Annotated in this window: 18 protein-coding genes; 1 reads left to right on the top strand and 17 read right to left on the bottom strand. The window is 33.4% G+C overall.

What is annotated here, in order from left to right; all coding sequences use genetic code 11:
- Nucleotides 1–8: 8 nt before the first annotated feature.
- The 17 genes from ACNQF8_RS12720 to ACNQF8_RS12640 form a co-directional block, all read right to left on the bottom strand.
- The gene (locus ACNQF8_RS12720; RefSeq protein WP_417951603.1) at nucleotides 9–581 is read right to left on the bottom strand and encodes a chemotaxis protein CheB; all 573 of its coding nucleotides are present in this window, start codon (nucleotides 579–581) and stop codon (nucleotides 9–11) included.
- Between the two features lie 2 nt (nucleotides 582–583).
- On the bottom strand, nucleotides 584–1,408 hold the full coding sequence (locus tag ACNQF8_RS12715) for a CheR family methyltransferase (RefSeq protein ID WP_417951604.1): 825 nt from the start codon (nucleotides 1,406–1,408) through the stop codon (nucleotides 584–586).
- Nucleotides 1,409–1,505: 97 nt separating this feature from the next.
- Complete coding sequence (locus tag ACNQF8_RS12710) at nucleotides 1,506–1,940, bottom strand: response regulator (protein WP_417951605.1); 435 nt, start codon at nucleotides 1,938–1,940, stop codon at nucleotides 1,506–1,508.
- Nucleotides 1,940–4,774 carry a PAS domain S-box protein gene (locus ACNQF8_RS12705; RefSeq protein ID WP_417953731.1) on the bottom strand — a complete coding sequence of 945 codons (2,835 nt, stop codon included), beginning with the start codon at nucleotides 4,772–4,774 and terminating at the stop codon, nucleotides 1,940–1,942. Before ACNQF8_RS12705 ends, ACNQF8_RS12710 begins: the two co-directional genes overlap by 1 nt.
- Nucleotides 4,775–4,813: 39 nt before the next feature.
- A complete protein-coding gene (locus ACNQF8_RS12700; RefSeq protein WP_315207752.1) occupies nucleotides 4,814–5,365 on the bottom strand; it encodes a helix-turn-helix domain-containing protein in 552 nt (183 codons plus the stop codon).
- Between the two features lie 521 nt (nucleotides 5,366–5,886).
- Nucleotides 5,887–6,363, bottom strand: a complete 477-nt coding sequence (locus tag ACNQF8_RS12695; RefSeq protein WP_417951606.1) for a hypothetical protein — start codon at nucleotides 6,361–6,363, stop codon at nucleotides 5,887–5,889.
- 2 nt (nucleotides 6,364–6,365) lie between these two features.
- Nucleotides 6,366–7,043 carry a peptidoglycan DD-metalloendopeptidase family protein gene (locus ACNQF8_RS12690; RefSeq protein ID WP_417951607.1) on the bottom strand — a complete coding sequence of 226 codons (678 nt, stop codon included), beginning with the start codon at nucleotides 7,041–7,043 and terminating at the stop codon, nucleotides 6,366–6,368.
- A 175-nt stretch (nucleotides 7,044–7,218) separates the two neighbouring features.
- Entirely contained in the window at nucleotides 7,219–7,482 is a 264-nt protein-coding gene (locus ACNQF8_RS12685; RefSeq protein WP_417951608.1) for a hypothetical protein, read from the bottom strand.
- Nucleotides 7,483–7,619: 137 nt separating this feature from the next.
- A complete protein-coding gene (locus ACNQF8_RS12680; protein WP_417951609.1) occupies nucleotides 7,620–10,028 on the bottom strand; it encodes an alpha-ketoacid dehydrogenase subunit alpha/beta in 2,409 nt (802 codons plus the stop codon).
- A 186-nt stretch (nucleotides 10,029–10,214) separates the two neighbouring features.
- A complete protein-coding gene (locus ACNQF8_RS12675) occupies nucleotides 10,215–12,962 on the bottom strand; it encodes a gluzincin family metallopeptidase (protein ID WP_417953730.1) in 2,748 nt (915 codons plus the stop codon).
- Between the two features lie 189 nt (nucleotides 12,963–13,151).
- A complete protein-coding gene (locus tag ACNQF8_RS12670; RefSeq protein WP_417951610.1) occupies nucleotides 13,152–13,880 on the bottom strand; it encodes an LOG family protein in 729 nt (242 codons plus the stop codon).
- Between the two features lie 118 nt (nucleotides 13,881–13,998).
- Nucleotides 13,999–16,830 (bottom strand): excinuclease ABC subunit UvrA, encoded by a 2,832-nt coding sequence (uvrA, locus tag ACNQF8_RS12665; RefSeq protein ID WP_417953680.1) that lies wholly within the window; start codon nucleotides 16,828–16,830, stop codon nucleotides 13,999–14,001.
- Between the two features lie 88 nt (nucleotides 16,831–16,918).
- Nucleotides 16,919–18,703, bottom strand: a complete 1,785-nt coding sequence (locus tag ACNQF8_RS12660; RefSeq protein WP_417953679.1) for a chloride channel protein — start codon at nucleotides 18,701–18,703, stop codon at nucleotides 16,919–16,921.
- Nucleotides 18,704–18,745: 42 nt separating this feature from the next.
- Nucleotides 18,746–19,414, bottom strand: a complete 669-nt coding sequence (locus tag ACNQF8_RS12655) for a DNA alkylation repair protein (RefSeq protein ID WP_417951613.1) — start codon at nucleotides 19,412–19,414, stop codon at nucleotides 18,746–18,748.
- A 13-nt stretch (nucleotides 19,415–19,427) separates the two neighbouring features.
- Nucleotides 19,428–21,113: a gamma-glutamyltransferase gene (gene ggt, locus ACNQF8_RS12650; RefSeq protein WP_417951614.1), complete on the bottom strand. Its 1,686-nt coding sequence runs from the start codon at nucleotides 21,111–21,113 to the stop codon at nucleotides 19,428–19,430.
- 15 nt (nucleotides 21,114–21,128) lie between these two features.
- The gene (gene ggt, locus ACNQF8_RS12645) at nucleotides 21,129–22,814 is read right to left on the bottom strand and encodes a gamma-glutamyltransferase (protein ID WP_417951615.1); all 1,686 of its coding nucleotides are present in this window, start codon (nucleotides 22,812–22,814) and stop codon (nucleotides 21,129–21,131) included.
- Nucleotides 22,811–23,395: an acyl carrier protein phosphodiesterase gene (locus ACNQF8_RS12640; protein WP_417951616.1), complete on the bottom strand. Its 585-nt coding sequence runs from the start codon at nucleotides 23,393–23,395 to the stop codon at nucleotides 22,811–22,813. The genes ggt (ACNQF8_RS12645) and ACNQF8_RS12640 overlap by 4 nt, the downstream gene beginning before the upstream one ends.
- 119 nt (nucleotides 23,396–23,514) lie before the next feature.
- Here ACNQF8_RS12640 and glmM point away from each other — a divergent pair, with 119 nt between their 5' ends.
- Nucleotides 23,515–24,903 (top strand): phosphoglucosamine mutase, encoded by a 1,389-nt coding sequence (gene glmM, locus ACNQF8_RS12635; RefSeq protein WP_165151122.1) that lies wholly within the window; start codon nucleotides 23,515–23,517, stop codon nucleotides 24,901–24,903.
- Nucleotides 24,904–24,947: the final 44 nt, after the last annotated feature.

The following is a 24,947-nucleotide window of genomic DNA, read 5'->3' as shown; positions in this document are numbered from 1 at the left end:
GATGCTGATTATTTTTGTTGTTGATTTATTTTTATTAGTAACGTAACCATATTCTCCAATGACTCGATATAATCAGGTACAATAGCAGCAATTGCTGACTTTGGCATGTATTCAGAGTCTGCTGTTTTTGGATCTTCAATAATAGCCAGACCTCCGCAATCCTTTATTCGTTTAATTCCTTTTGTCCCATCACTATTAGATCCTGTGAGCACGATTCCAATTAATTTATTGCTGTAGGTTTCGGCTGCTGATTCAAATAATACATCGATAGATGGCCTTGCAAAATTTACACGTTCGTCTATGGTAAGGGAAAAGGTTTTATCTTTTTCAATCAGCAAATGATAATTAGGAGGAGCAATATAAATAGTACCTTTTTCAATTTTCTCTTTTTCATCCGCTTCTTTTACATGCAGATGACTTTTTTTATTTAAAAGGTTTATCCAATGACTATCGGAATGAGCGCTTAAATGCTGTACTACGATGATTGGTATATTGAAATTTAACGGTAAGGCTGAACTTATAATTTTCAGAGCATTCATACCTCCGGAAGAAACGCCTATTACAATTGCTTCATAATGCATTTTCAATATTTCTTTTTAAATATTCGTTGTTTTGTGTCTAACTCAATATATTGCTCATACAAATCGGAAAAACGTAAACTTTCTTTAGATCCTAAACATAAAACACCACCATTGATGAGGCTATTATAAAAAAGAGTCTGGACTTTATTTTGTAAATTTTTATCAAAATAAATCAGTACATTTCGACATAAAATCAAGTTTACTTCTGCAAATACACTATCAGTTACCAAGTTATGATTAGCCCAAACAATATTTTTTTTCAAGGATTGATTCATGATGACGTTATCATAATTAGAAGTATAATAACTTGAAAATGATTCTTTTCCACCAGCTAATTGATAATTAGAAGTGTATTCTTTTATCATTTTATTCGAAAAAATCCCATCTTTTGCACGGTTCAAAGCCATTTGGTTAAAATCAGTAGCATAAATGGTTGTTCTGTCATACAAGCCTTCTTCTTGCAAAAGAATAGCCATGGAATAGGCTTCTTCTCCTGTAGCACAGCCTGCATGCCATATTTTTATAAAGGGGTAAGTCTTTAAAACTGGGATAACATTTTCTCGTAAAGACCTATAAAAAATAGGGTCACGAAACATTTCGGTTACTGTAATTGATAAATCCTGTAAGAGTTCAGAAGCGAATGTTTCATCATTTAAAACCTTAGATTGCATTTGAGAAACATCTTCGAATCCAGATACCGACATTCTGTTCGTAATTCTCCGCCTAATATGGGCTTGGGAATATTCTCTGAAATCATAACCGTATTTCCTATAAATAGCTTCCAATAACAATGAAATTTCCAAATCTGAGGTGTCTTTATACCGCATTTTTTTTAAACAATTTTAGTTTTAATTTTTGACCAAATCAGAAATGATTAATCTAAATCTATTATTAATTTTATACAAAACTATGCTGTAAAATACCTTACATCCTGTCCATATACCAATTTAATTCCTTTTCCATTTTTTGATATTTAAAAACAGAAGTAATAATTTTTTGCAGGCGAACAAATGCAGTTTCGCTTTTCACCACATAGTCTACAGCTTTATGGTGCATACAGTTTATGGCAACTTCAATTTTATCTTGAGAGGACAGCATTATAACTGGAATTTCTGGATTAAAATCTTTTATTTTATCTAATGTTTCAATTCCGTTCATGGCATTTTCTACGATACCATCAAGTTGATAATCTAAAATTACTACATCGGGATTGTTATTTATATTAGCAATGCATAACTCTCCTGTAGAATAAGTCTCTACTATAAAATCAGCATTTTCTAAAAATTCAATTTCTAAAGATTTTAAAAATAATGCATCATCATCTACTAGGAAAATCTTTATTTTAGTATCATTTTTCATTATATGGTATTTTTGATTATATTAAATTCTTCTTGTAATTCTTGGCATGCTTGTAAACAAATTTCTTCAAGTTGCATAACTAAGTCCTCTATTCCTTCTGATTTTTCTTGTGCAATTGCAAATTCCTGAATTTTTTTTGCAATATTTTCAAAATTAGTACTGATACCCATTATTGAAAAGGATGGAATCATTTTATGTGCGGCAGCTCCTAATAAGTCCCAATTTTTCTCCTCTAAACTTTGTTTTATTGTATTGATTAAAGGAGGTGTTTGATCTAAATAAAGTGATATCATTTCCATCATTAATTTTGGATTCGATTTTGTTCTTTGATTTAAATAAACTAAATCAATACATTTTATTTTTTTATCCTCTAAATTCTCATTCAACTTTGCAGTAAGTTTTGTGAGTTTAGGTTTCTTTAATATTCCAACAATTTTACTGTATAAGAGCCTTTCGTCAATTGGTTTTGCTATATAATCATTCATTCCTACTGCTTTACATTTAGCTAAGTCTACAGTGGTGACATCAGCAGTTAAAGCAATAATTGGAATTTTTGATTTCATTGTATTACGAATGTATTCTGTAGCTTCAAATCCATTCATTTCTGGCATTTGTAAGTCCATCAAAATAATATCATAATCGTTTTCTTTTAGTTTTTCGATTGCTATTTTGCCATTTTCGGCAATGTCTCTGGCAAATCCAAAATCATCTAATAATGTTTTCATTAGCAATTGATTAAGAGGAATATCCTCGACAACCAATACTTTAATATTTTTTAATTCAGTATCTAATTCCATGATTTCATTTTCTAATTCAGCTTCTGCATTAGTTTTTTGAAAACTCAATGTAAAACTAAATGTAGATCCTTCATTAACGGTACTTCTAACCCGAATACTACCTCCTTGCGGTTCCACTAATTGTTTTACTATGGCAAGACCTAATCCTGTTCCTCCATATAATCTTGAAGTACCACTAGATGCTTGTTGAAAATTTTCAAATATCTTCCCTGTTTTTTCTTTTGGGATACCAATTCCTGTATCTGTTACGGCAAATTCAATAATCACTTTATCTTCATCCTCATGTAATAAATGAACACTTACTATAATTTTTCCTTTTGAGGTAAATTTTACAGCATTACTAACTAGGTTTAAGATAATTTGATGCAAACGAATCGGATCTCCTACTAGAACATCAGGAATTTTATTATCATATTCCTTAATTAATTTTAAATTTTTCTCTTGAATTTTTGTTTCAAACAAGTGAAGCATAGCAGCTATGGAAGATTTCATTTTGAAAGGTCTTTTTTCAAATGTCATTTTTCCGGCATCAACTTTTGCTAAATCAAGTATGTCATTTATGAGTACGATTAATGCATCTCCACTCATTTTAATTGCGTTTAAATATTCTTTTTGTTTGGTTGTCAATTCTGTTTTTAAAACCACTTTAGTAAATCCGATAATTGCATTCATCGGCGTACGAATTTCATGGCTCATATTAGACAAAAATTGTTGTTTTGCTTTTACTGCATTTTCAGCTATAATGGTAGCACTTTCTGCATTTATTTTAGCTTCTTCGGCAATTTCTGTGGCTAATTCAGCAAATATTCTGGCTTCGATCAACTCCGAAGCAATTCTCTTTTGCTCTGTTACATCTCGAGCAACAATTACAACTCCAACTACGTTTCCTTTATCATCTTTATAAACGGAACCATTAAATAACACATCCGTTAGTTTACCTTCTTTGTGGCGAAGTGTAAGCGGAGAATCAGCAACAGAACCTTTTTCGAATACTTCTTGATATACTTCACGAGCTTTTTGTTGCTCAGTAAAATAATCAAAAAAATCAGAATCTGTAAGTTCGTTACGCGTCATACCCGTAATGTTTACCAATGCCTCATTCATATCAGTAATCTTACCGTTGGTGTTTATTGTGACCAATGGATCCCGACTTGCTTCAATTAGACTAAGAGAATATTGGGAAGCTAATTTTGCTGCGTAACTAAGTTCTTCCAGTTCTTTAGTAGCAATTTGCTGTTTTGCCTTTTCTTTGTTTTGAAATTGAAGTTCCTTGTTAGCAATGATTAATTCATCAGCTCGTTTTTCTTTTTCATTATTTTGATACGCTAATTCTTCGTTAGCAATGACTAATTCTGCCGCTCGTTTTTCTTTCACTTTATTTTGAAAAGCAAGCTCTTCATTAGCTACAACTAATTCAGCCGCTCGTTTTTCCTTTTCATCATTTTGAAAAGCAAGTTCTTTATTGGCAACAACTAATTCAGCTGCGCGTTTTTCTTTTTCATCATTTTGAAATAGAAGCTCTTTATTGGCAATGATTAATTCATCAGCTCTTTTTTCTTTTTCATCGTTTTGAAAAGCAAGTTCTTTATTAGCAATTACTAATTCAGCTGCCCGTTTTTCTTTTTCATCGTTTTGATGCGCTAATTCTTTATTGGCAACTCCTAAATTTAATGCCCATTTTTGCTCAGCAATATCTCTGGCAACAATTACGACTCCTAATACACATCCTAAATCATTTTTGTAAACAGAACCGTTGAACAATACATCTGTCAATTTACCATCTTTATGCTTCAGTGTAAGTGGAGAATCTGAAACAGATCCTTTTTCAAATACTTTCTGATACACTTCACGTGCTTTTTGTTTTTCGGTAAAATAATTGAAAAAATCAGAATTTATTAAGCCATCTCGATTCAGCCCAGTAATATTTACTGTAGCTTCATTTACATCCGTAATTTTTCCTTCAGGATTTATTGTAATTAAAGGATCCAAACTAGCTTCAATAAGACTTCTGGCGTATTGTGATTCTTGATTTTTTATGCTTTCTAGGTGTATTTACAAAATTGATATTACTTCTTTTTATTTTGAATTACCAATTTCTTCAATTGGATTACGCCTTTTGTCTTTCAATTGTTTAAAATGCGAAGGAGAAAGACCAGTAACTTTTTTAAATTGACTGGATAGATGGGCAACACTGCTGTAATTCATTTTCCAGGCAATTTCAGTGATATTTAACTCACCATAAATAATCAATTCCTTAATACGTTCTGTTTTATGAGAAATTATAAATTGTTCAATTGTAGTCCCTTGCACTTCCGAAAACAAGTTTGATAGGTACGTATAATCGTGATTTAATTGTTGACTCAGATAATCAGAAAAATTAATTTTTATATTTTCTGTTGAATGGTGAACCATCTGGATAATTACATTTTTTATTTTTTCGATTAGCATGGATTTTTTATCATCCATTAATTCGAGTCCGGAGTCTAAAAGCGCTGTTTTTAATCGTTGTCTCTGATCCATAGAAATGTTTTCCATGATTTCAACTTCGCCTAAATCTACAACCATGAAGTGTAGTCCAAGTTTTTTCAATTCCTCTTTTACCGCCATTTTACAGCGATTACTGACCATGTATTTTATGTATAGTTTCAAATTATTTTTTTTAACAGATTATGTAAAAATCGAATAAAATTTAGCAACAAAACTTATATAACTAAAAAAAAAAATTATATAATTCACACATTATTAATTTTAATAATATAGGGTTTTAAGAAAAAAAAGCAATTAGAAAAGAACCGTTTTTAAAGCAGATTCATTAGTTACTAATTTTAATAATCTATAAATTTACGAATAAACAGTTAGAAAGATTATGAATTGAGTTATAATAAAAATAGTAGTACTCTGTAATTGTATTAATCTTGAAATATGGATAATAAATTACTATATTCAAAACAGTATTTAGACGAGTTGTTTGAATACAATATTTCACAAGAAACATTCAGGGAATAGGTTTTCCTTTGAATTATTATTTGGTAATCAGATAGGCTTAATACCCTTTAAAGTTTAGGACTTTTCCGGATTCATTCCTCAAATAGTTATGATAAACTGTGAAAAAACTTTTTGAGGAATGAATTTAATTGTATCATTTTAAATTATTTCATCGAGAAAGGATTGACCCAATCTAATGATTTAATCGATGAAACTTTGTTTTCTTGGTTCATTGAAACCCGAAGTTCCTTATTAGCTACTTTCTTTGTATACAATGCTTTGTAGCGAAAAATGATTGTTCCGTCAAAATTGTTTTTATAAATTTCAGTTAATTGAAGATCAATAAAAGTCCCGTAATATTGGCGAAATTTGGTACAGGTTTTTGTTAATCTTTCCTCAGTAGTGTTCTGAATTACTGATGCAGTTGCTTCACTTTGATTGAAAGGTTTGAATTTAGAGGTATTACAAGTCATTAAAACTCTCTTTCCTAATTCATACGCTTTATTCTTTTGACTTTCGTTAACTTCGGTCATACCAAGTTTTTCAATTTTAGCTTTTTCCGGTTCAGTAGTTGTAACAACATTTTTTGATTTGCATCCAATGAGCAGCAAAATGCTGAAGACAATAATTATTTTTTTCATATTTATATAATTTTTAATAAAATATTCGGATCAGGACAGTTCTTCAAATAGTGCTTTAAGTCATTTTCACTACAAACTCCCGGGTAATCACCAAATGTTTGTGAAATTTTTTCTATAATCTGAAAATGTAAATGTGGTGCATAATCTCCATTCACAGAAGCATCTCCTAAAGTTGCTATTTGTTGTCCTTTTTCGAAAATATCACCAATTGCAATATCACTGATACTTTCTAACGAAAGATGCCCGTATAAAGTATAGAATCGCTTATTTTCTATTTTATGTTCTAAGATAATAGTTGGGCCATAATCACCTACGCCCGTATTGTAATTAAAACTGTGTACAAATCCATCAAGTGCTGCTAATACTGGAGTCCCAGCTTTAATCCATAAATCTAAACCAATATGGATATTTCGCTCCTCAGTTTTAGAATCGTTAAAAATATCACTTCGTTTATACAGATTTCTAATTTCATTATAACCACCAAAAGCTACTTTAGCATTGTTTTCGTCTAAATAGTTTTCGATATATTGTTCAAAATCAGTTGCATTGTCAATAGCATGTTTTGTAAAATTTTCATTTTTTATCGATAAATCCAATGGGATGTATTGGTTGTAATCAATTGATTTCTCTATCACTTTTACATTTTGGATGTCTTTTAAGATAGTTTCCAGTTCGGTCATAATTTGTATTAATTTTTATAATTCCTAAATTTAAAATAAAAAATGGCAACATAAAAATTTAGGTAGCATTATAACTTTTAATTGTGAAAAATGTTTAAAAAAAAATAAAAGAGCAAATGCCAATATGAAATTTCATATTGGCATTCTAATTCTTGGTTGAGATAAGAATCAGTTATTATTTTTTGATCTCAACTTTTGCTTCTCCACCGGAAAGTTCCACACTAGTTTTAGTTTTCCCATCTTTTGTAGTAACGCTTACACCATCGGTAGCTACTTTTATAGAGGTGCTATCTTTCGCTTCAGCGGTAACAGTTGTAGTTGTAGTTGTTTCACTTGAAGTTTCAGTTTGTGTTGCTGGAACTGGAGTTTCTTCTTTTTTCTTGCAGGATACAATCGCAAGTAGTGATAGCATTCCTAAAAATAATGATACTTTTTTCATATTTATGTTTTATAGTTATTAGCCAATTAATTGATTTACAATTTACTGTTTTAAATCTTTAAAAGAGAATATTGGTTTATTATTTTAAAAAAAATCCCAATCGTAAAGATTGGGATTTCAATTTATAGATTTAATTCTTAATACAAATTTGGATATTTCGAAGGATTTACTTCATTCATCATTGCATATACTTTTTCAAAAATATCTTCTGCAGAAGGTTTTGAGAAGTAGTCACCGTCCGTTCCATAAGCTGGTCTGTGTGCTTTTGCAGTTAAGGTTTGCGGTTTACTGTCTAAATAGTTGTAAGCGTCTTGTTGCTCAATTATTTGTTGTAAAATATAAGCTGAAGCTCCACCCGGAAGATCTTCGTCAATAACTAACAGGCGATTTGTTTTTGCAATACTTTTCACTACATCTTGATTTACATCAAATGGGAGTAAAGATTGTAAATCGATAATCTCACAATCAATTCCTACTTCAAGAAGCTCATTTGCCGCTTGTTGAACTAATCGCAATGTTGAACCGTATGAAACAAGAGTAATATCAGTTCCTTCTTTCAACGTTTCCACAACCCCAATTGGAGTTTTGAAGTCGCCATAATTCAAAGGCATTTTTTCTTTCAATCGGTAACCATTCAAGCATTCGATTACTAAAGCAGGTTCATCACATTCTAACAAGCTGTTATAAAATCCGGCTGCTTGAGTCATGTTTCTTGGAACTAATACATGAATTCCACGTATGGCATTTATAATCATTCCCATAGGAGAACCGGAATGCCAGATTCCTTCTAAGCGATGTCCACGTGTTCGTATAATTAACGGTGCTTTTTGTTTTCCAACTGTACGGTATCTTAACGTAGCTAAATCATCACTCATGATTTGAATAGCGTACAGTAAATAATCTAAATATTGAATTTCAGCAATAGGGCGTAAGCCTCTTAATGCCATTCCTATACCTTGACCTAATATGGTTGCTTCACGAATTCCCACATCGGCAACACGTAATTCTCCATATTTTTCCTGCATTCCTTCTAAACCTTGGTTTACGTCACCAATGGCTCCAGCATCTTCTCCAAAAATTAATGTTTCAGGATATTTTGTAAAAATGGCATCAAAGTTATCGCGTAGAATCATGCGGCCATCCGTGTCTTCTTTAGCATCTTCAGGATATACCGGTAAAACTTTTTCTACAGAAAATACGTTTAAATCTGTTTCTGAAAATAAGTTGCTGCTAAAATTCTTTTGAGTTTTATTAGTATAAGAGCTGATCCATTGTGATAATTCTTCTTTGCCGTTTTCGTTTAGGATTAAGCGTAAAACTTTACGTGCTGTAACTAGAATTTCTTTTTTCAAAGGTGATTTAATACTATTTAAATCAGATGTGAATTGTAAAATTCTATCTTTATTTTTACTGGTCTCCGCTATTTTTTCTAATAATCCAATCAGTTGTTTTTGTTCTTCAACAATAGGTTCAATAAATGCATTCCAAGCTGCTTTTTTACCTTCTAAAACATCTTTTTTTGCTTGAGCATCAATAGCATCGATTTCTTCAGGTGAAGCAACGTTGATTGCAATCATCCATAATTTCATTTGACGAATACAATCAAAATCTCTTTCCCATGCTAATCGGTCTGCGTTTTTGTATCTTTCATGAGAACCTGAACTGGAATGTCCTTGAGGTTGCGTCAATTCATTTACGTGAATCAAAACTGGAGTATGATTTTCTCGGGCAATATCAGCAGCTTTTTCATACGTAGCAACTAAGTCGGCATAATCCCAACCTTTTACTTTTAGTATTTCATAGCCATTGCTTCCCTTTTCTCTTTGGTATCCTTTTAAAATCTCCGAAATATTTTCTTTAGTCGTTTGGTGTTTTGCATGTACCGAAATCCCATACTCATCGTCCCAAACACTCATAACCATAGGAACTTGTAATACTCCTGCAGCATTTATGGTTTCAAAAAATAACCCTTCAGATGTACTTGCATTTCCTATTGTTCCCCATGCAATCTCATTTCCTTCATTAGAAAAATTAGCTGCATTTGGTATTCCAGTAACTTGTCTGTATATTTTAGAAGCTTGAGCTAGTCCCAATAAACGTGGCATTTGCCCTGCCGTTGGGGAAATATCAGCACTTGAGTTTTTTTGTTTTGTTAAGTTTTTCCAACTTCCATCTTCATTTAAACTATGAGTGGCAAAGTGACCACCCATTTGTCTTCCTGCTGACATTGGTTCTTGTTCAATATCGGTATGGCCATATAAACCCGCAAAAAATTGTTGCACGGTTAATTCGCCAATAGCCATCATAAAAGTTTGATCACGATAATATCCTGAACGGAAGTCACCATTTTTGAAGGCTTTTGCCATAGCTAGTTGTGGTACTTCTTTTCCATCACCAAAAATGCCAAATTTAGCTTTTCCAGTCAATACTTCTTTACGTCCTAAAAGACTGCATTCTCTACTGATTATGGCTAATTTATAGTCATTCAGCACCTCGATTTTGAAATCTTCAAATGTCAATGTAGTATTGGTTTTTTCTTTTATCATAATTGAAAAGTATAACTTTGTGAGGCAAATTTACTTAAAAACTAGCTATTTTCATAATTCATTAAAAAAAATATAATTTAATTATTGCAATTTATTCTAATAAAAAGAACTTTATTTTTTTGTTATATGTAATTTTAAATTCGTTTTAATGAGAATAGTTTAATGATTAATGAAAATTATATTGGATTAGAACCATTTTCGATTAAAAAGATTGATTAATGTTTTAGGCGAAAATGTTACTATAAATCGTACTTTCTCATTATAATTATTTTGCGCTATTTCCCATCCATTATTAGAATATACCGGAAAATACAACTCAAAGTAATCTGTAACTAGATTGAGACGAATACCGCTGTCGTATAAAAACTTTGCATTTTGGTTTTTATTTTTGATGAAACCAATATCTCCATAAATTTCTATCCAGTTCCATACACTAACACTAGCATTTAAGCTGGTAATCCATCTATTAGCATATGGCGTATCCATTTTTGATTTAAACCCGCCTTCTCCCATTATGAATTGTTGGCTATAAAAACCAGTGCTTTCTGAACGACCAAAGTAGTTGTAATCAAACAAATAATCAGTAGGTCTGTCTGATGCGAAACTAAAAAAATCAGATTCAGTTTTGTTGTATAAAAAACTTCCTGCATAGAATCGCAAATTAATTTGGCGATTGTTTTCAAAAAGCTTTCTATATTCTATTTCGCCGTTTATTTTTCCAAATTTTCCTGAGATTTGAATATCTGAACTAAAATTGAAATGATTTGTTACTTCTGTTTTTGTATTCACATAGCGTGCATTAAAAATGGAATAATTGGATGGAGCATTGTCCATTGCAAAAGCGCTTTTTTCCCTGTTTACAATAACTTGGCGTAAAAGGATGAGTTGTTTTCTGTTGTCTCTGAAATTTGGTTCCCGAATTCGCAATTGCACCATAGGATTTAATCTCAGGTATGAAGCGTCTTGCGCATAATGAAAGTAAGAGCCGCTAACAGAATATTTTACATTGTAAAGTGTGCTGTTTCGATAATTTTGATTGACTACAAATGAAGCTGATCCAGATAAATTATTGGATCTAGTGGAGTAGGATGGATTGATGTCAAAAGTAAAAGGCTTGTCTAAAATAGTTTTATTGTGCAATCGCAATCCAGGAGTTATTCCGTCGTATAAATTATAATATATAGAAGGAACATATAAAACCTGATTGTAATAAGGGTCTTCTAAATCTTTCATGAATACAAATTTAACAGGACGATTATTGGGAAAAAAACCTTCTATTTTCTTCCAATTATTTCTTAAATTGTATTCTGGTACTTCGTTTTTTAGATTTAATACGATCTTATCAATATTATTTCGTGGAATCGTAAAAGTGCTGTCACATTCTTCGATATCCAGCCATTGTTTAAAAACAACGGCGCCTTTTTTTGTGCCATAAACTGGAATTGGAATAGGAGTTCCAGTTCTATTTATTACTGAAAAAGTGATACTGTCATTGGTTTTCTTTACACTGGAAAATTTATAATCAATAATAGCTCTGGAATTAATAATGGTATTAAAAAACCAGTTAATGTCTTTTTCAGTATTTGATTTTAGGATGGTTTCAAAATCAGTTCTGGAAACTTGTTGTTTCTTATTTTGATTGTAAAATTGTTTTATACTGGAAGGTACGGCATCATTTTGTAAATAATTATCCAAAAATCGAATACTTAATCCGGAACGATATTTACTGGCTATTTGTTCATTGAATTTTATTAAAGTGTTTTTAGGATCGCCAAGCGGTTGGTCTAGATTTTTTCGTGCCATTAACATATAGAAATAACTATACTGTTCATTAAAACTTATATTGGCAATATTAAAACTTTTCAATAGTCTAATATTAGAGGCAGTTCCCATCATTTTAGTGTTGGGGTGATTTTCATCCATATATTTCATCATGGCATAAACCTGTAATCCATCGTATATCCAGTTGTCTTTTCTAGGATCTAATTGTAAACTTGTTTTTAGATATTCATTCAGATAGGTTTTTAGAAATTTAATTTCAAAAAGAAATTCATCCGAAAACGGGCTTATAAAAGAAGGAAGTTGATTTAACCCATAAAAAGGATTTCTCTCGTAATCCGTTTGAGAAACAATAATCTTTTCATGTGGATATTTTCCAATTAAATCGTTTGCAAAATTCACAACTCGATCTATTACAATTGCTTTTTGAATATTATCTAATTTGTTGTCTCTTAAATCGGTAAGTACTTCGACGGAGCTGTTTCTGTAACTTTCAAAATTGGATTTGGGTTCAATAATCAAACTGAAATCAGTTCTTTTGTTTCCCGATAATCTATAATATATAAAGTCATCATTTCCAGTTGTTTTCTCGCTATTTAAATCGGAAGTGGCGTCTAAAGTTTTAGGAATTTTAAGGTCAATTTCAAAATCAGAAACGGCATTGGCAATATCATCCAGATTGTTATTACTATTTTTTACAAAAGAATGATTTTCATATCGGGCAGGAGTAAGGTACCAGTTTTTGAGGTTAAAACTCCCACTGTTAGCATAGCCATATTTTGTAAACTTTTCGCTGGGAATTTTGGTGATATAGGAAAGACGTAAAGCTACTTTCTGATTTGGAAGTAACGGATTTTTAAGTTCAACAACAATATAATCAGGGTTTTTCTCTGTTCTTTGCCAAGATAAAAACTGCTGAGTGGCATCAATAACAATCAAATTTATTGTACTGCCGCGTTCCTCTTCTTTGGCTAAATGGAAACCTCTGTAAAATTCATCCGAAAACCGTTTCGCAAGTGGTGTATTTTTATTGGAAAATGCATGATTCCAGTCATTCAAAACAATAGAGTTCAAAGTATCATCCGACTGATTTACAAAAATAATTTCCTGCTTGATAGTCAATATTTTATTAGCGGCATTAAGCTCAACTTTGATCTTAGATTTATGCTGAGCATACTGATTAAATGAGGTTAATAAAATAAGGAAGTGGAATGTTATTTTAAGATATGCTTTCAAATTTGGGTATTATTTATTAAAAAAATAAATATACTTTTTTTTAGAATAAAACACTATAAAAATAGTCTTATTAACATAAAAAAAGCTGTTGATTAGACAGCTTTTTTGTTAAAAATTCGGAGTTAAATCATATTTTTTATAGAACTTATCTAACACGTCAACGACTTCGTCTTCGGTATCAACGATTTTAAATAAATTCAAATCTTCGGCACTTACTGTTCGCTCTTTCTCTACTAAAACTGTTTTAATCCAATCAATTAATCCGGACCAAAAGCTGGTTCCAACAAGTATAATAGGAAATTTTGCTATTTTTTTTGTCTGAATCAAAGTCATCGCTTCAAACAATTCATCCATGGTTCCAAAACCTCCTGGCATCACCACAAATCCTTGGGAATATTTAACAAACATCACTTTTCGAACAAAGAAATAATCAAAATTCAGGTTTTTATCGCTGTCAATATACGGGTTGAAATGTTGCTCAAAAGGCAGCTCAATATTCAATCCCACTGATGTTCCTCCACCCAGATGTGCACCTTTATTTCCGGCTTCCATGATTCCAGGACCGCCGCCAGTAATTACGCCATACCCAGCTTTACTGATTTTATAGGCAATTTTTTCTGCTAATAAATAATAAGCATCTTCGGGTTTTGTTCTTGCAGAACCAAAAATGGTTACACATGGACCAATGCGTCCCATACTTTCATAACCGTTTACAAATTCGGCCATAATTTTAAAAATAGCCCAACTGTCATTGGTTCTAATCTCGTTCCAAGTCTTTCTTTTTAGGCGGTCTTGGATTACTTTATCCTCGTCATTATCAAAATCTTCTAATCTCATATTCTCTATTTTAAATCTTATTTTTTTGGAGCTACTTCCAGCTATTAGTTTCAATCTTAATCGCCGAACTCCGGCTCATAAGGATTTCCACTGCTATCTGGGCTAGGGCTCCCAAATACTAAAGTAATTCTTTTTTCAAAAACTGCGCCGTATAACTCTTCTTAATTTTTATAATTTCTTCAGGCGTTCCTTTGGCGATAAGCTGTCCGCCGCCTTTTCCTCCTTCAGGGCCAATGTCAATTATGTAATCTGCTAATTTGATAACATCCATATTATGTTCAATAATCAAAATCGTATTTCCTTTGTCAACCAGTTTATTAATTACTTCCATCAATACTCTGATGTCTTCAAAATGCAATCCAGTTGTGGGTTCGTCCAGAATATAAAAAGTATTTCCAGTGTCTTTTTTAGATAATTCTCCCGCCAGTTTGATTCGTTGCGCTTCACCACCAGATAGTGTTGTGCTTTGTTGCCCAAGTGTAATATAACCCAAACCAACATCCTGAATGGTTTTTACTTTTCTGTAAATCTTCGGAATCATTTCAAAAAATGGAACCGCTTCATCCACCGTCATATTCAACACATCCGAAATGGATTTCCCTTTGTATCGAATTTCCAATGTTTCTCTGTTAAAACGTTTGCCTTGACAGGTTTCACATTCTACATAGACGTCTGGCAGAAAGTTCATTTCAATCGTTCGCACACCAGAGCCTTCGCAGGTTTCGCAACGACCGCCTTTTACATTAAAACTAAATCGTCCCGCTTTATATCCCCGAATCATACTTTCGGATGTCATTGTAAACAGATTTCTGATTTCGGTAAAAACTTCGGTATATGTTGCAGGATTACTTCTTGGCGTTCTGCCAATAGGACTTTGGTCAATATCAATCACTTTATCGATATGCTCTAATCCTTCAATTTTTTTATACGGTTGTGGTTTTTTGACACCATTGAAATAATACGCGTTCAAAATAGGGTAGAGCGTTTCATTAATCAAAGTAGATTTTCCACTTCCCGAAACTCCGGTCACGCAAATCATTTTACCCAAAGGCAATTCTATCGAAACATTTTTTAAGTTATTTCCTGTTGCTCCGGTCAGTGTTAGGAATTTACCATTTCCTTCTCTACGCTTTGCAGGGACTTCAATTTTCATTTCGCCATTCATGTACATCGCTGTGATAGTGTGATGTTTCAAGATTTCGGCTGGAGTTCCTTTACTGATAATTTCGCCTCCGTATTTTCCTGCTTTTGGTCCAATATCAATCACATAATCAGCACGTTCAATCATGTCTTTATCGTGTTCCACCACAATCACAGAGTTTCCAATATCGCGTAATTGTTCGAGGGAATGAATCAGTTTATCATTATCTCTTTGGTGTAAACCAATACTTGGCTCATCCAAAATATACAAAACACCAACCAGTTGCGAACCAATTTGTGTTGCCAAACGAATACGTTGTGCTTCACCGCCTGACAGTGATTTTGAACTTCGGCTTAAAGCTAAATAATCTAAACCTACATTCATCAAAAAGTTCAATCGATCCTTAATCTCTTTGATTACTTCAGTAGCGATACGCTTTTGTTTGTCAGATAAATGGCTGTCTAAATCATTAAACCAAGCGGTCAAATCCGAAATGTCCATATCACACAATTCGGTAATATTTTTTTCATTGATTTTAAAGAACTGAGCTTCTTTTTTCAAGCGGGAACCTTCGCAAACCGGACATTTTATTTCGTCCATAAATTCCTTGGCCCAACGCTTTATGCTTGTTGAACCGCTTTCGTCATGTTGGTTTTTGATGAAATGCGAAATCCCTTCAAAATCAATTTTGTATTCTCGGGCAACACCTAAATCTTTTGAATTGATGGTGAACTTTTCTTTTCCACCATTCAAAATCATTTCCATCGCTTCATCAGGAATGGTGTTAACTGCATCTGTCAATTTGAAGCCATATTTTTCACCAATAATTTCCAATTGCTTAAAAATCCAAGACGATTTGTATTCGCCTAATGGAGCAAATCCACCCGCTTTTATCGATAATTTTGGATTTGGAATAATCTTCTTTGGATTAATTTCATTTACCGTTCCTAATCCGTTGCAATGGTCGCAAGCCCCTTTTGGGGAATTGAAAGAGAATAAATTCGGCTCTGGATTCTGGTAGGAAATTCCGGTAGTTGGACACATCAAATTCCTACTGAAAAAACGAATTTCATTTGAATCTTGATCCAAAACCATCAATACATTTTCGCCATGATGCATGGCGGTATTAATGCTTTCTGTCAAACGTTTTTCATTATCAGCAGTATCTTCAATAACCATTCGGTCAACAACAATTTCGATGTCATGTGTTTTGTAACGGTCTAATTTCATTCCCAAAGTAATATCCAGCACATCACCGTTTACACGAACTTTAAGGAAACCTTGCTTGGCAATTTGTTGGAAAAGTTCCGCATAATGTCCTTTTCTAGCCCGAATAACTGGAGCCAAAATATTAATTCGTTTTCCAGTAAAATCCTGAATGATCAAATCCTTAATTTGCTCATCAGAATAGGAAACCATTTTTTCGCCGGTGTTGTAGCTATAGGCATCAGCACCACGAGCGTATAACAAACGCAGGAAATCGTAAATTTCTGTAATCGTTCCTACGGTCGAACGCGGACTTTTACTGGTCGTTTTTTGTTCAATAGCAATTACAGGAGAGAGTCCGTCAATTTTATCTACATCAGGACGTTCTAATCCACCCAGAAATTGACGCGCATAAGCAGAAAATGTTTCTACATAACGGCGTTGCCCTTCGGCATAAATGGTATCAAAAGCTAAGGAGGATTTTCCAGATCCCGAAAGGCCGGTAATTACAACCAGTTTCTCACGAGGAATGGAAACATCTATATTTTTTAAGTTGTGCACACGAGCGCCTTGAACTTCAATGGTATTGTCTTTGTCTAGCATAATTTTTGCAAAAAAGCAAAGTTACCATTTTGATTTATTCTTTCGATACAACAGTTTAGAAGTTTATGTTAAAAGAAAGATTAAAATTTTATTCAATCGTCATTGATTTTAGTTTTGTTCTATAGGCTTCAAGTGCAACAGATTTGGAAATAAAACCGTAATATTTCCCTTCTTTGAGAACGGGTAAGAATGCTTTTTTTGATTTTTCAAACTTATTCATGACCATTTCCATGCTGTCATCAGGAGAAATGATTTCTGTAGGCTCTATCATTATTTCTCTAACCAAAGTGTATTTAACTCGGTAATTATTGAATATTATTTCTCGAATATCATTAAAATGAACAATACCTAATAAGTTTTGTTCTGTATCAACTACCGCAAATATCACTTGGTTGGAGTGAGAAATGAGATCAACGAGTCTTTCTAAATTTTCATTAGGGGAAACCGTTAAATAGTCGGTTTGTATAATAGAAGTGGTCTCTAAAGTCGAAAGGATATTAGTGTCTTTATTGCTGGTAAATGCATGGCCTTTTTTGGCTAAATTCTTAACATCCATCGAATGTTTTTCAAATCGTTTTGAAATTGCAAAACTAATGGAAGCCACAATCATCAAAGGAATCATCAAGTTATATCCACCTGTAATCTCTGCAATTAAGAATATGGCAGTCAAAGGCGCATGAAACAAACCACTTAAAATCCCCGCCATTCCAACCAATGTAAAATTACTAACAGGCAATTTAGTTAGTCCTGTGAGATTTATAAATTTGGAAAAAAAGAAACCAACATAAGATCCCAGAAATAGGGAAGGAGCAAAATTTCCTCCGTTTCCACCACTGCCTAAAGTGATTCCTGTTGCAAAAACTTTCAGCATCATAGTCAATCCTACAAATACCAATAAAGCCCAACTATTGTCTCGAAAACCACTGAATAATGTGTTTTCCAATAATTTCCCCGGATCATTGTCAGATAATGTTTTGATGCTTTCGTAACCCTCTCCAAAAAGCGTTGGAAAAATAAAAATAAGAATGGCTAAAATCGAAGAACCAAACAACGCTTTTTTATAAGGTGATAATTTTAGTCGTGCAAAAAAATGCTCTACTCTCTGAAAATTACGGGAATAATAAACAGAAATAAACCCGGTAAACAAACCTAAAAGGATATAAAAAACAATGTTATGATAATCAAAACTTTGTTGCTGTTTGAACGAAAGCAAAATTTCTTCATCCAATGCGATTACAGAAACCAAAGCACCAGTTGCAGCAGCAATCATAATGGGAGTAAATGCTGCAATACTCACATCCACCAACAGTACTTCGATAGCAAATAAAACCCCGGCAATAGGCGCATTAAAAGCAGCGGCAATTCCTGCAGCAACACCACAACCTATGAGAAGCGTTCGGTCTTTATAACTTAATTTATATTTTTGTGCATAGTTTGAACCAAACGCGGCTCCTGTAATGACAATAGGACTTTCTAAACCTGCAGAACCACCTAAACCAACAGTTAACGAACTGGTTACGATTTGGGCATACATTTGTTTTTTAGGAATTATACTCGCTTTTTTGGCAACAGCATATAAAATTTGTGAAGTCCCTTTTTGGATTGTTCCTCCCAAAACTTTCTTGACTACCAGTACGGTCAATAAAATACCAATTATGGGCAGAATACTATTGATGAAGCCCAATTTTAAAATTCCACTTACATACGTAGCAAAAGAAAATACCCAATGCGCAAAAGTTTTCAGAACTATTACAGCAAAAGCGGAAGAAATACCAACCAAAACCGCCGATAAAAATATAAATTGCTTTGACGTCAACATGGATTGCGCAAAAGCTATTATGGTTTCTAATTTCGAAATATATTTTTTGAACATGATACTTTTTAAAAGGGGTGCAAAACTACTATTATTTTAATTTCAACAAATATTTTTCAACGCTTCTTTTGTGCTTAATGGTTTTAAATTACTCTTCTCTACAAATTCTTTCACTATTTTGGGATTTGATTTTGCATATTCTCTTAATGCCCAGCCAATTGCTTTTTGAATAAAAAATTTCTTAGAATGAGCTTGTTTTAAGCATTCGGAGAATAAAAAATCAGCATTCGTTTTTTGTTTGTAACCCAATTGAAATAAAATAACACTTCGGTTCAACCACATATTTTCTGAATTTGAAAATCGTGCTATTACATTTTTGGTTTCTAATGGAAATTCCAAAAGATATTCACCTAAAATGTACTTTGCAATTGTATCGACGCTGTCCCACCAAGAGTTATTCAGTATCAGTTTTTCAATCAGTTGAATGTCTTGTTTTTTATAATTACCCTTGAGTTCTTTTATCAAAATTTCAATCGCACAATAATGAAATTCCCGTTCTGGTTTTGAATATAAATCTAATGCAATTCCCCTTACGTTTGCTGAAACCTCTGGTTTGTTTTCTTTCCAAATTTCCTTAAAAATGCATCTTCGTTCCTCGGTTTTTATTCCAAAAAATGGAAAGTTGTTCTTCATGTATTTTGCCATTGCAAAAGCATTTTCAGGATTTTGATTTACTTCAAAAGCGTTTTCTAAGGCAAGTATAAAGTTCATAAATTGTTATTTCTTAAAATCCAACTGCTTTATCGTCTCCTCTAAAATCAGCACCACCTTCGAGTTTTTTATTTGGTAAAACCAAAATCGCATCCACTTTTCCTATTACGGGAGTCGTTTTTTCGTTGATTAAATATCCTTTCGATTTCAAGGTTTCAAAGGTTTTAGTGTCGAAAGTATTAGGCTCAAAAGTGATTAAATCCGGCAACCATTGGTGGTGAAAACGAGGTGCGTTTACGGCTTCCTGCATGCTCAAATTATACTCGTAAACATTTAGTATCGTTTGTAATACTGATGTAATAATCGTAGAACCACCGGGAGAACCCACAACCATAAATAATTTTCCGTTTTTCTCAACAATTGTTGGAGTCATGGAACTTAACATTCGTTTTTGGGGTGCAATGCTATTGGCTTCATTTCCCACTAATCCAAACATATTCGGTTCACCTGGTTTAGCACTGAAATCATCCATTTCGTTGTTGAGGAAAAAACCCAGTTCATCACAATAATATTTAGAACCATAACCGTCATTTAATGTAGTAGTAGACGAAACCGCATTACCAAACTGATCTACAATTGAATAATGGGTAGTCTCCGTACTTTCATTATAAGTTACTTTTCCTTCTTTTATTTCCGATGATAAAGTGGCTTTTTCAAAACTAAAATTCGACATTCTTTGTTTCAAATAATCATCTGCCATTAAAGCTTTCAAAGGAATTTTTACAAAATCAGGATCACCCAGATAATAGCTTCTGTCGGCATACGCTCTTCTTTCAGCTTCAACAATAACTTGAATGGCTTCGGTTGAATTATGGCCCTTTTTAGCTAGGTCAAAAGGGGCAATCATTTTGAATATTTCAGCCAAGCATATTCCGCCACTGCTAGGTGGAGGCATTGAAATAACCTTTAAATCTTTATAATCAAAAGTGAGTGGCGTTCTCCATTTGGCTTCGTATTTATTCAAATCTTCCAAAGTAATTATGGCTCCTTTTTCCTGAAGATATTTGACTAATGTTTTGGCTGTTTCCCCTTTATAAAACTCATCCCTTCCATTTTTTGAAATCCTTTTCAATGTAGTTGCCAGCGCAGGATATTTTATAACATCATTTTCTTTGAAAGCAGTTGCAAATAATGTTTTGTTGCCATTTACTTTTATGATTTTGTCTCTATACGCAGCTAATCTATCTTCTTGTTTTTTGGTAACAATAACCCCTTTTTCGGCTAATGCAATTACGGGTTTCAGAATTTCTTCAATCGGTAAGGAACCCAATTTTTCATGAACTGCAAAAACACCGGCAATTGTTCCGGGAACCCCAATAGCAAGAGGAGATTCGGTGCTTTTTCCTTTTATTACATTTCCTTTTTCGTCAAGAAACATATCTTTAGTTGCAGCTAATGGCGCTTTTTCTCGATAATCTAAAGAACCAATTTCTCCGTTTGCTTTTCGATATACCATAAAACCGCCTCCGCCAAGATTTCCTGCAAACGGATAGGCTACAGCCAAAGCCAATTCGGTAGCAACCATCGCATCAAAAGCATTTCCGCCTTTTTTCATGATTTCAACTCCAATTTTGGAAGCTTCTTCACGTGCCGAAACAACCATTGCTTCATTAGCAACAAGTTCTGTGGGTTGAACCACTACATTTTGGGTTTTGCAACCAATAGAAAGAACACTCAATAGAATAATAATTTTTTTCATTTGAATACTATAAATTTAAAAACCAACGGCTTTGTTATCGCCTCTTTTGTCAGCACCACCCTCCAATTTCCCATTTGGCAACATCAAAATCGCGTCTACTTCACCAATAATTTCTTTATTTTTTTCATTGATGAAATATCCTTTTTTCTTTAAACCATTCAATAATTCTTTATCGAAAGAATTGGGTTCAAATGTAATTTCATCCGGCAGCCATTGATGGTGAAAACGGGGTGCATTTACGGCTTCTTGCATGCTCATATCAAATTCAAACACATTTAATATCGTTTGTAAAACCGATGTGATAATAGTGGAACCTCCCGGCGTTCCTACAACCATGAAAAGTTTGTTGTCTTTTTCTACAATCGTCGGTGTCATTGAACTCAACATTCTTTTTCCGGGAGCAATGCTGTTGGCTTCGCTTCCAGTCAGTCCGTATAAGTTAGGAACTCCAGGTTTGGCGCTGAAATCATCCATTTGATTATTCAGAAAGAAACCCAATTCGTCGCAATATATTTTGGAACCATAATTATCATTCAAAGTAGTCGTTGCCGAAACTGAATTTCCTTTTGAATCCACAATTGAATAATGCGTGGTTTGGTTGCTTTCATATCCTTTAATTTCCCCATGGGCAATATCCGAAGATTTAGAAGCTTGATCGAATGAAAAATCACTCATTCTTTTTTCTAAATAGGATGGACTTAGTAATTCTTTTACAGGAAGTTTTACAAAATCAGGATCACCCAAGAAATAATTCCTGTCGGCATACGCTCTTCGTTCTGCTTCTGTAATTACTTGAATCGTTTTTACGCTGTTGTGTCCCATTTGCGATAGGTTGAACGGCTCAATCATTTTCATGATTTGATTCAGACAAATTCCCCCACTACTTGGTGGAGACATCGAAGTGATTTTTAAATTTTTATATTGAAACGTAATTGGAGTTCGCCATTTGGCATTATAACTGTTTAAATCTTTAATTGTTGCATTTCCGCCTTTTTTAGCCAGAAAAGCAACCAACTTTTGAGCTGTTTCTCCTTTGTAAAATTCATCCCGACCGTTTTTCGCAATCCTTTTTAATGTTGCTGCTAATGCGGTATATTTTATTGTGTCATTTTCTTTATATACTTTCGAAAATAAACTATTCTCACCATTACTTTTTATAAAGGAAGCTCTGTAATAAGCCAAGCTTTCGGCTTGAAATTTAGTGACAACAACACCTCTTTCTGCCAAGGCAATTACGGGTTTCAGAATTTCACTTATGGGTAAAGAACCATATTTTTTGTGGACTTCAAATATTCCTGCAATCGTACCTGGAATTCCCGAGGCTAAAGCCGTTGCGGTACTTTTTCCTTCGATTACATTTCCTTTTGTGTCTAAGTACATGTCTTTTGTGGCTGCTAAAGGTGCTTTTTCTCTATAATCGATAGCACCTGTTTCACCATTTGCTTTTCTGAAAACCATGAAGCCGCCACCACCTATATTTCCAGCTTGTGGATGTGAAACTGCCAAAGCTAATTCTGTGGCAACCATCGCGTCAAAAGCATTCCCGCCTTTTTTCATGATTTCCACTCCAATCTGTGAAGCTTCTTCACGAGCGGAGACAACCATAGCTTTTGAAGTTACTAAGCCTGTTGGTTCTACCGTTTTTTCATTCGATTTGCATCCTAAAATGGCAAAGGCAAGTAGGAAAATTATTTTTTTCATAAAGTGGTTATTTTAGTATTCGTAAATAGTATTAATTCTTGAAAGAAATTGGTGAATTCATTTTCAAATTCGAGATAAAATTCAGAAAGTTCATTGGTAGCAAACCGCATTTTAGATTCATTTTTGGTTCGTTGATCCATTTGCGTCAAAATTCGATTAATTCCGTCCACCGTTTGATAACTAACCAGCCAATTGTGTTCAATCATGTAAGGCATCATTCCCTTAGTTCTTTCCGAAAGAATGCTGTGATTATTGTGCAAGGATTGGTAAAAACGGGCTACAAATTCTTCCAATTTTTCATCGGAATACGTATTCCAGTTTTTAGCTAAAAAATGATCGTAAAAAACATCTACAATTACACCTGCATAGTGATGGTATTTTTCATGCAGTTTTTTGGTGCTTTGTCTAAAAATGGGATGCGCATCAGTAAAAGTGTCAATGGCACGATGTAAAATGATTCCTTTTTGAATTTCTATAGGATAACTTTCAAAATGTTTTCCACGAATTCCATCGGCCATGAAATTGCCAATTTTGATTAAATCATTATCACCGGAAAGATAGATGTGTGCTAAAAAATTCATTCGCCTAATTTAGGAATTTAAATGATGAATTTTGAATTCTAAATGACTTTTATAAACCGTCAATTATTATATTTGTGAGCAATTTAAAATTTATAATTCAAAAATTAAAATAATAATCAATGACATTAATAAAATCAATATCGGGAATTCGTGGAACAATAGGAGGTAAAGTAGGTGATAATCTGACACCTGTTGATGCAGTTAAATTTGCTTCGGCTTACGGAACTTGGTTGAAAAAATATATTGGTAAAGAAAAAATTACTGTTGTTGTAGGTCGTGATGCCCGCATTTCGGGACCAATGATTCACAATTTGGTAGTAAATACTTTAATTGGTTTAGGAATTGACGTGATTGATTTGGGGCTTTCGACAACGCCAACTGTTGAAGTGGCTGTTCCTTTAGAAAAAGCCGAAGGAGGAATTATCCTTACCGCATCTCACAATCCAAAACAATGGAATGCCTTGAAACTATTGAATGAAAAAGGAGAATTCTTAAACGGAGAAGAAGGCTTAAAAATTCTCGAAATTGCAGAAGCGGAAGCTTTCGATTTCTCGGATGTGGATGATTTGGGAGCCATTATGATTAACGATGCGTACATGGATATCCATATTGATGAAGTATTGAATTTACCTTTGGTAGATGTTGATGCCGTAAAAGCTGCTAAATTTAAAGTGGTTGTTGATGGTGTAAATTCTTCGGGAGGAATTATTATTCCTAGATTATTAGAGTTAATGGGTGTTGAAGTAGTTGAATTATACTGTGAACCTAATGGCCATTTTCCTCATAATCCAGAACCGTTGAAAGAACATTTGACTGATATATCCGAATTGGTTGTCAAAGAAAAAGCCGATTTAGGAATCGTTGTGGATCCTGATGTAGATCGTTTGGCTTTCATTTGTGAAGACGGAGAAATGTTTGGTGAAGAATATACTTTGGTGGCTTGCGCCGATTATGTATTGAGTAAAACACCAGGAAATACGGTGTCGAATATGTCTTCTTCTCGTGCGTTGCGTGACGTGACTAATTTGCATAACGGAAGCTATGAAGCTAGTGCCGTGGGTGAGGTGAATGTAGTCGAGCTGATGAAAAAGAATAATGCTGTAATAGGAGGAGAAGGAAACGGCGGAATCATTTATCCGGAGCTTCATTACGGTCGTGATAGTTTGGTAGGAGTAGCTTTATTCTTAACACATTTGGCCAACAAAAAAATGACAGTTTCTGCTTTGCGTGCTTCGTATCCGGAATATTATATGAGCAAAAATAAAATTGAATTGACACCACAAATTGATGTGGATGCGATTCTTGTTGCGATGACCGAGAAATATAAAAATGAAGATATTACCACTATTGACGGTGTGAAAATTGATTTTGCAGAAAATTGGGTTCACTTGAGAAAATCGAATACTGAACCAATTATCCGTATTTATACGGAAGCGGCTTCACAAGAAAAAGCAGATGCTTTGGCGCTTAGAATCATTGACGAAATAAAAGCAGTGGCTGGAATATAATCCCGCATTTTTATATAAAACGAACCCTTTCAAAATAGTATTTG

The organism is Flavobacterium labens, assembly GCF_048286755.1.
Taxonomy (GTDB): domain Bacteria; phylum Bacteroidota; class Bacteroidia; order Flavobacteriales; family Flavobacteriaceae; genus Flavobacterium.
The sequence above is the reverse complement of the archived record's forward strand: the minus strand, read 5'-3'. Positions and strand labels throughout refer to the sequence as shown.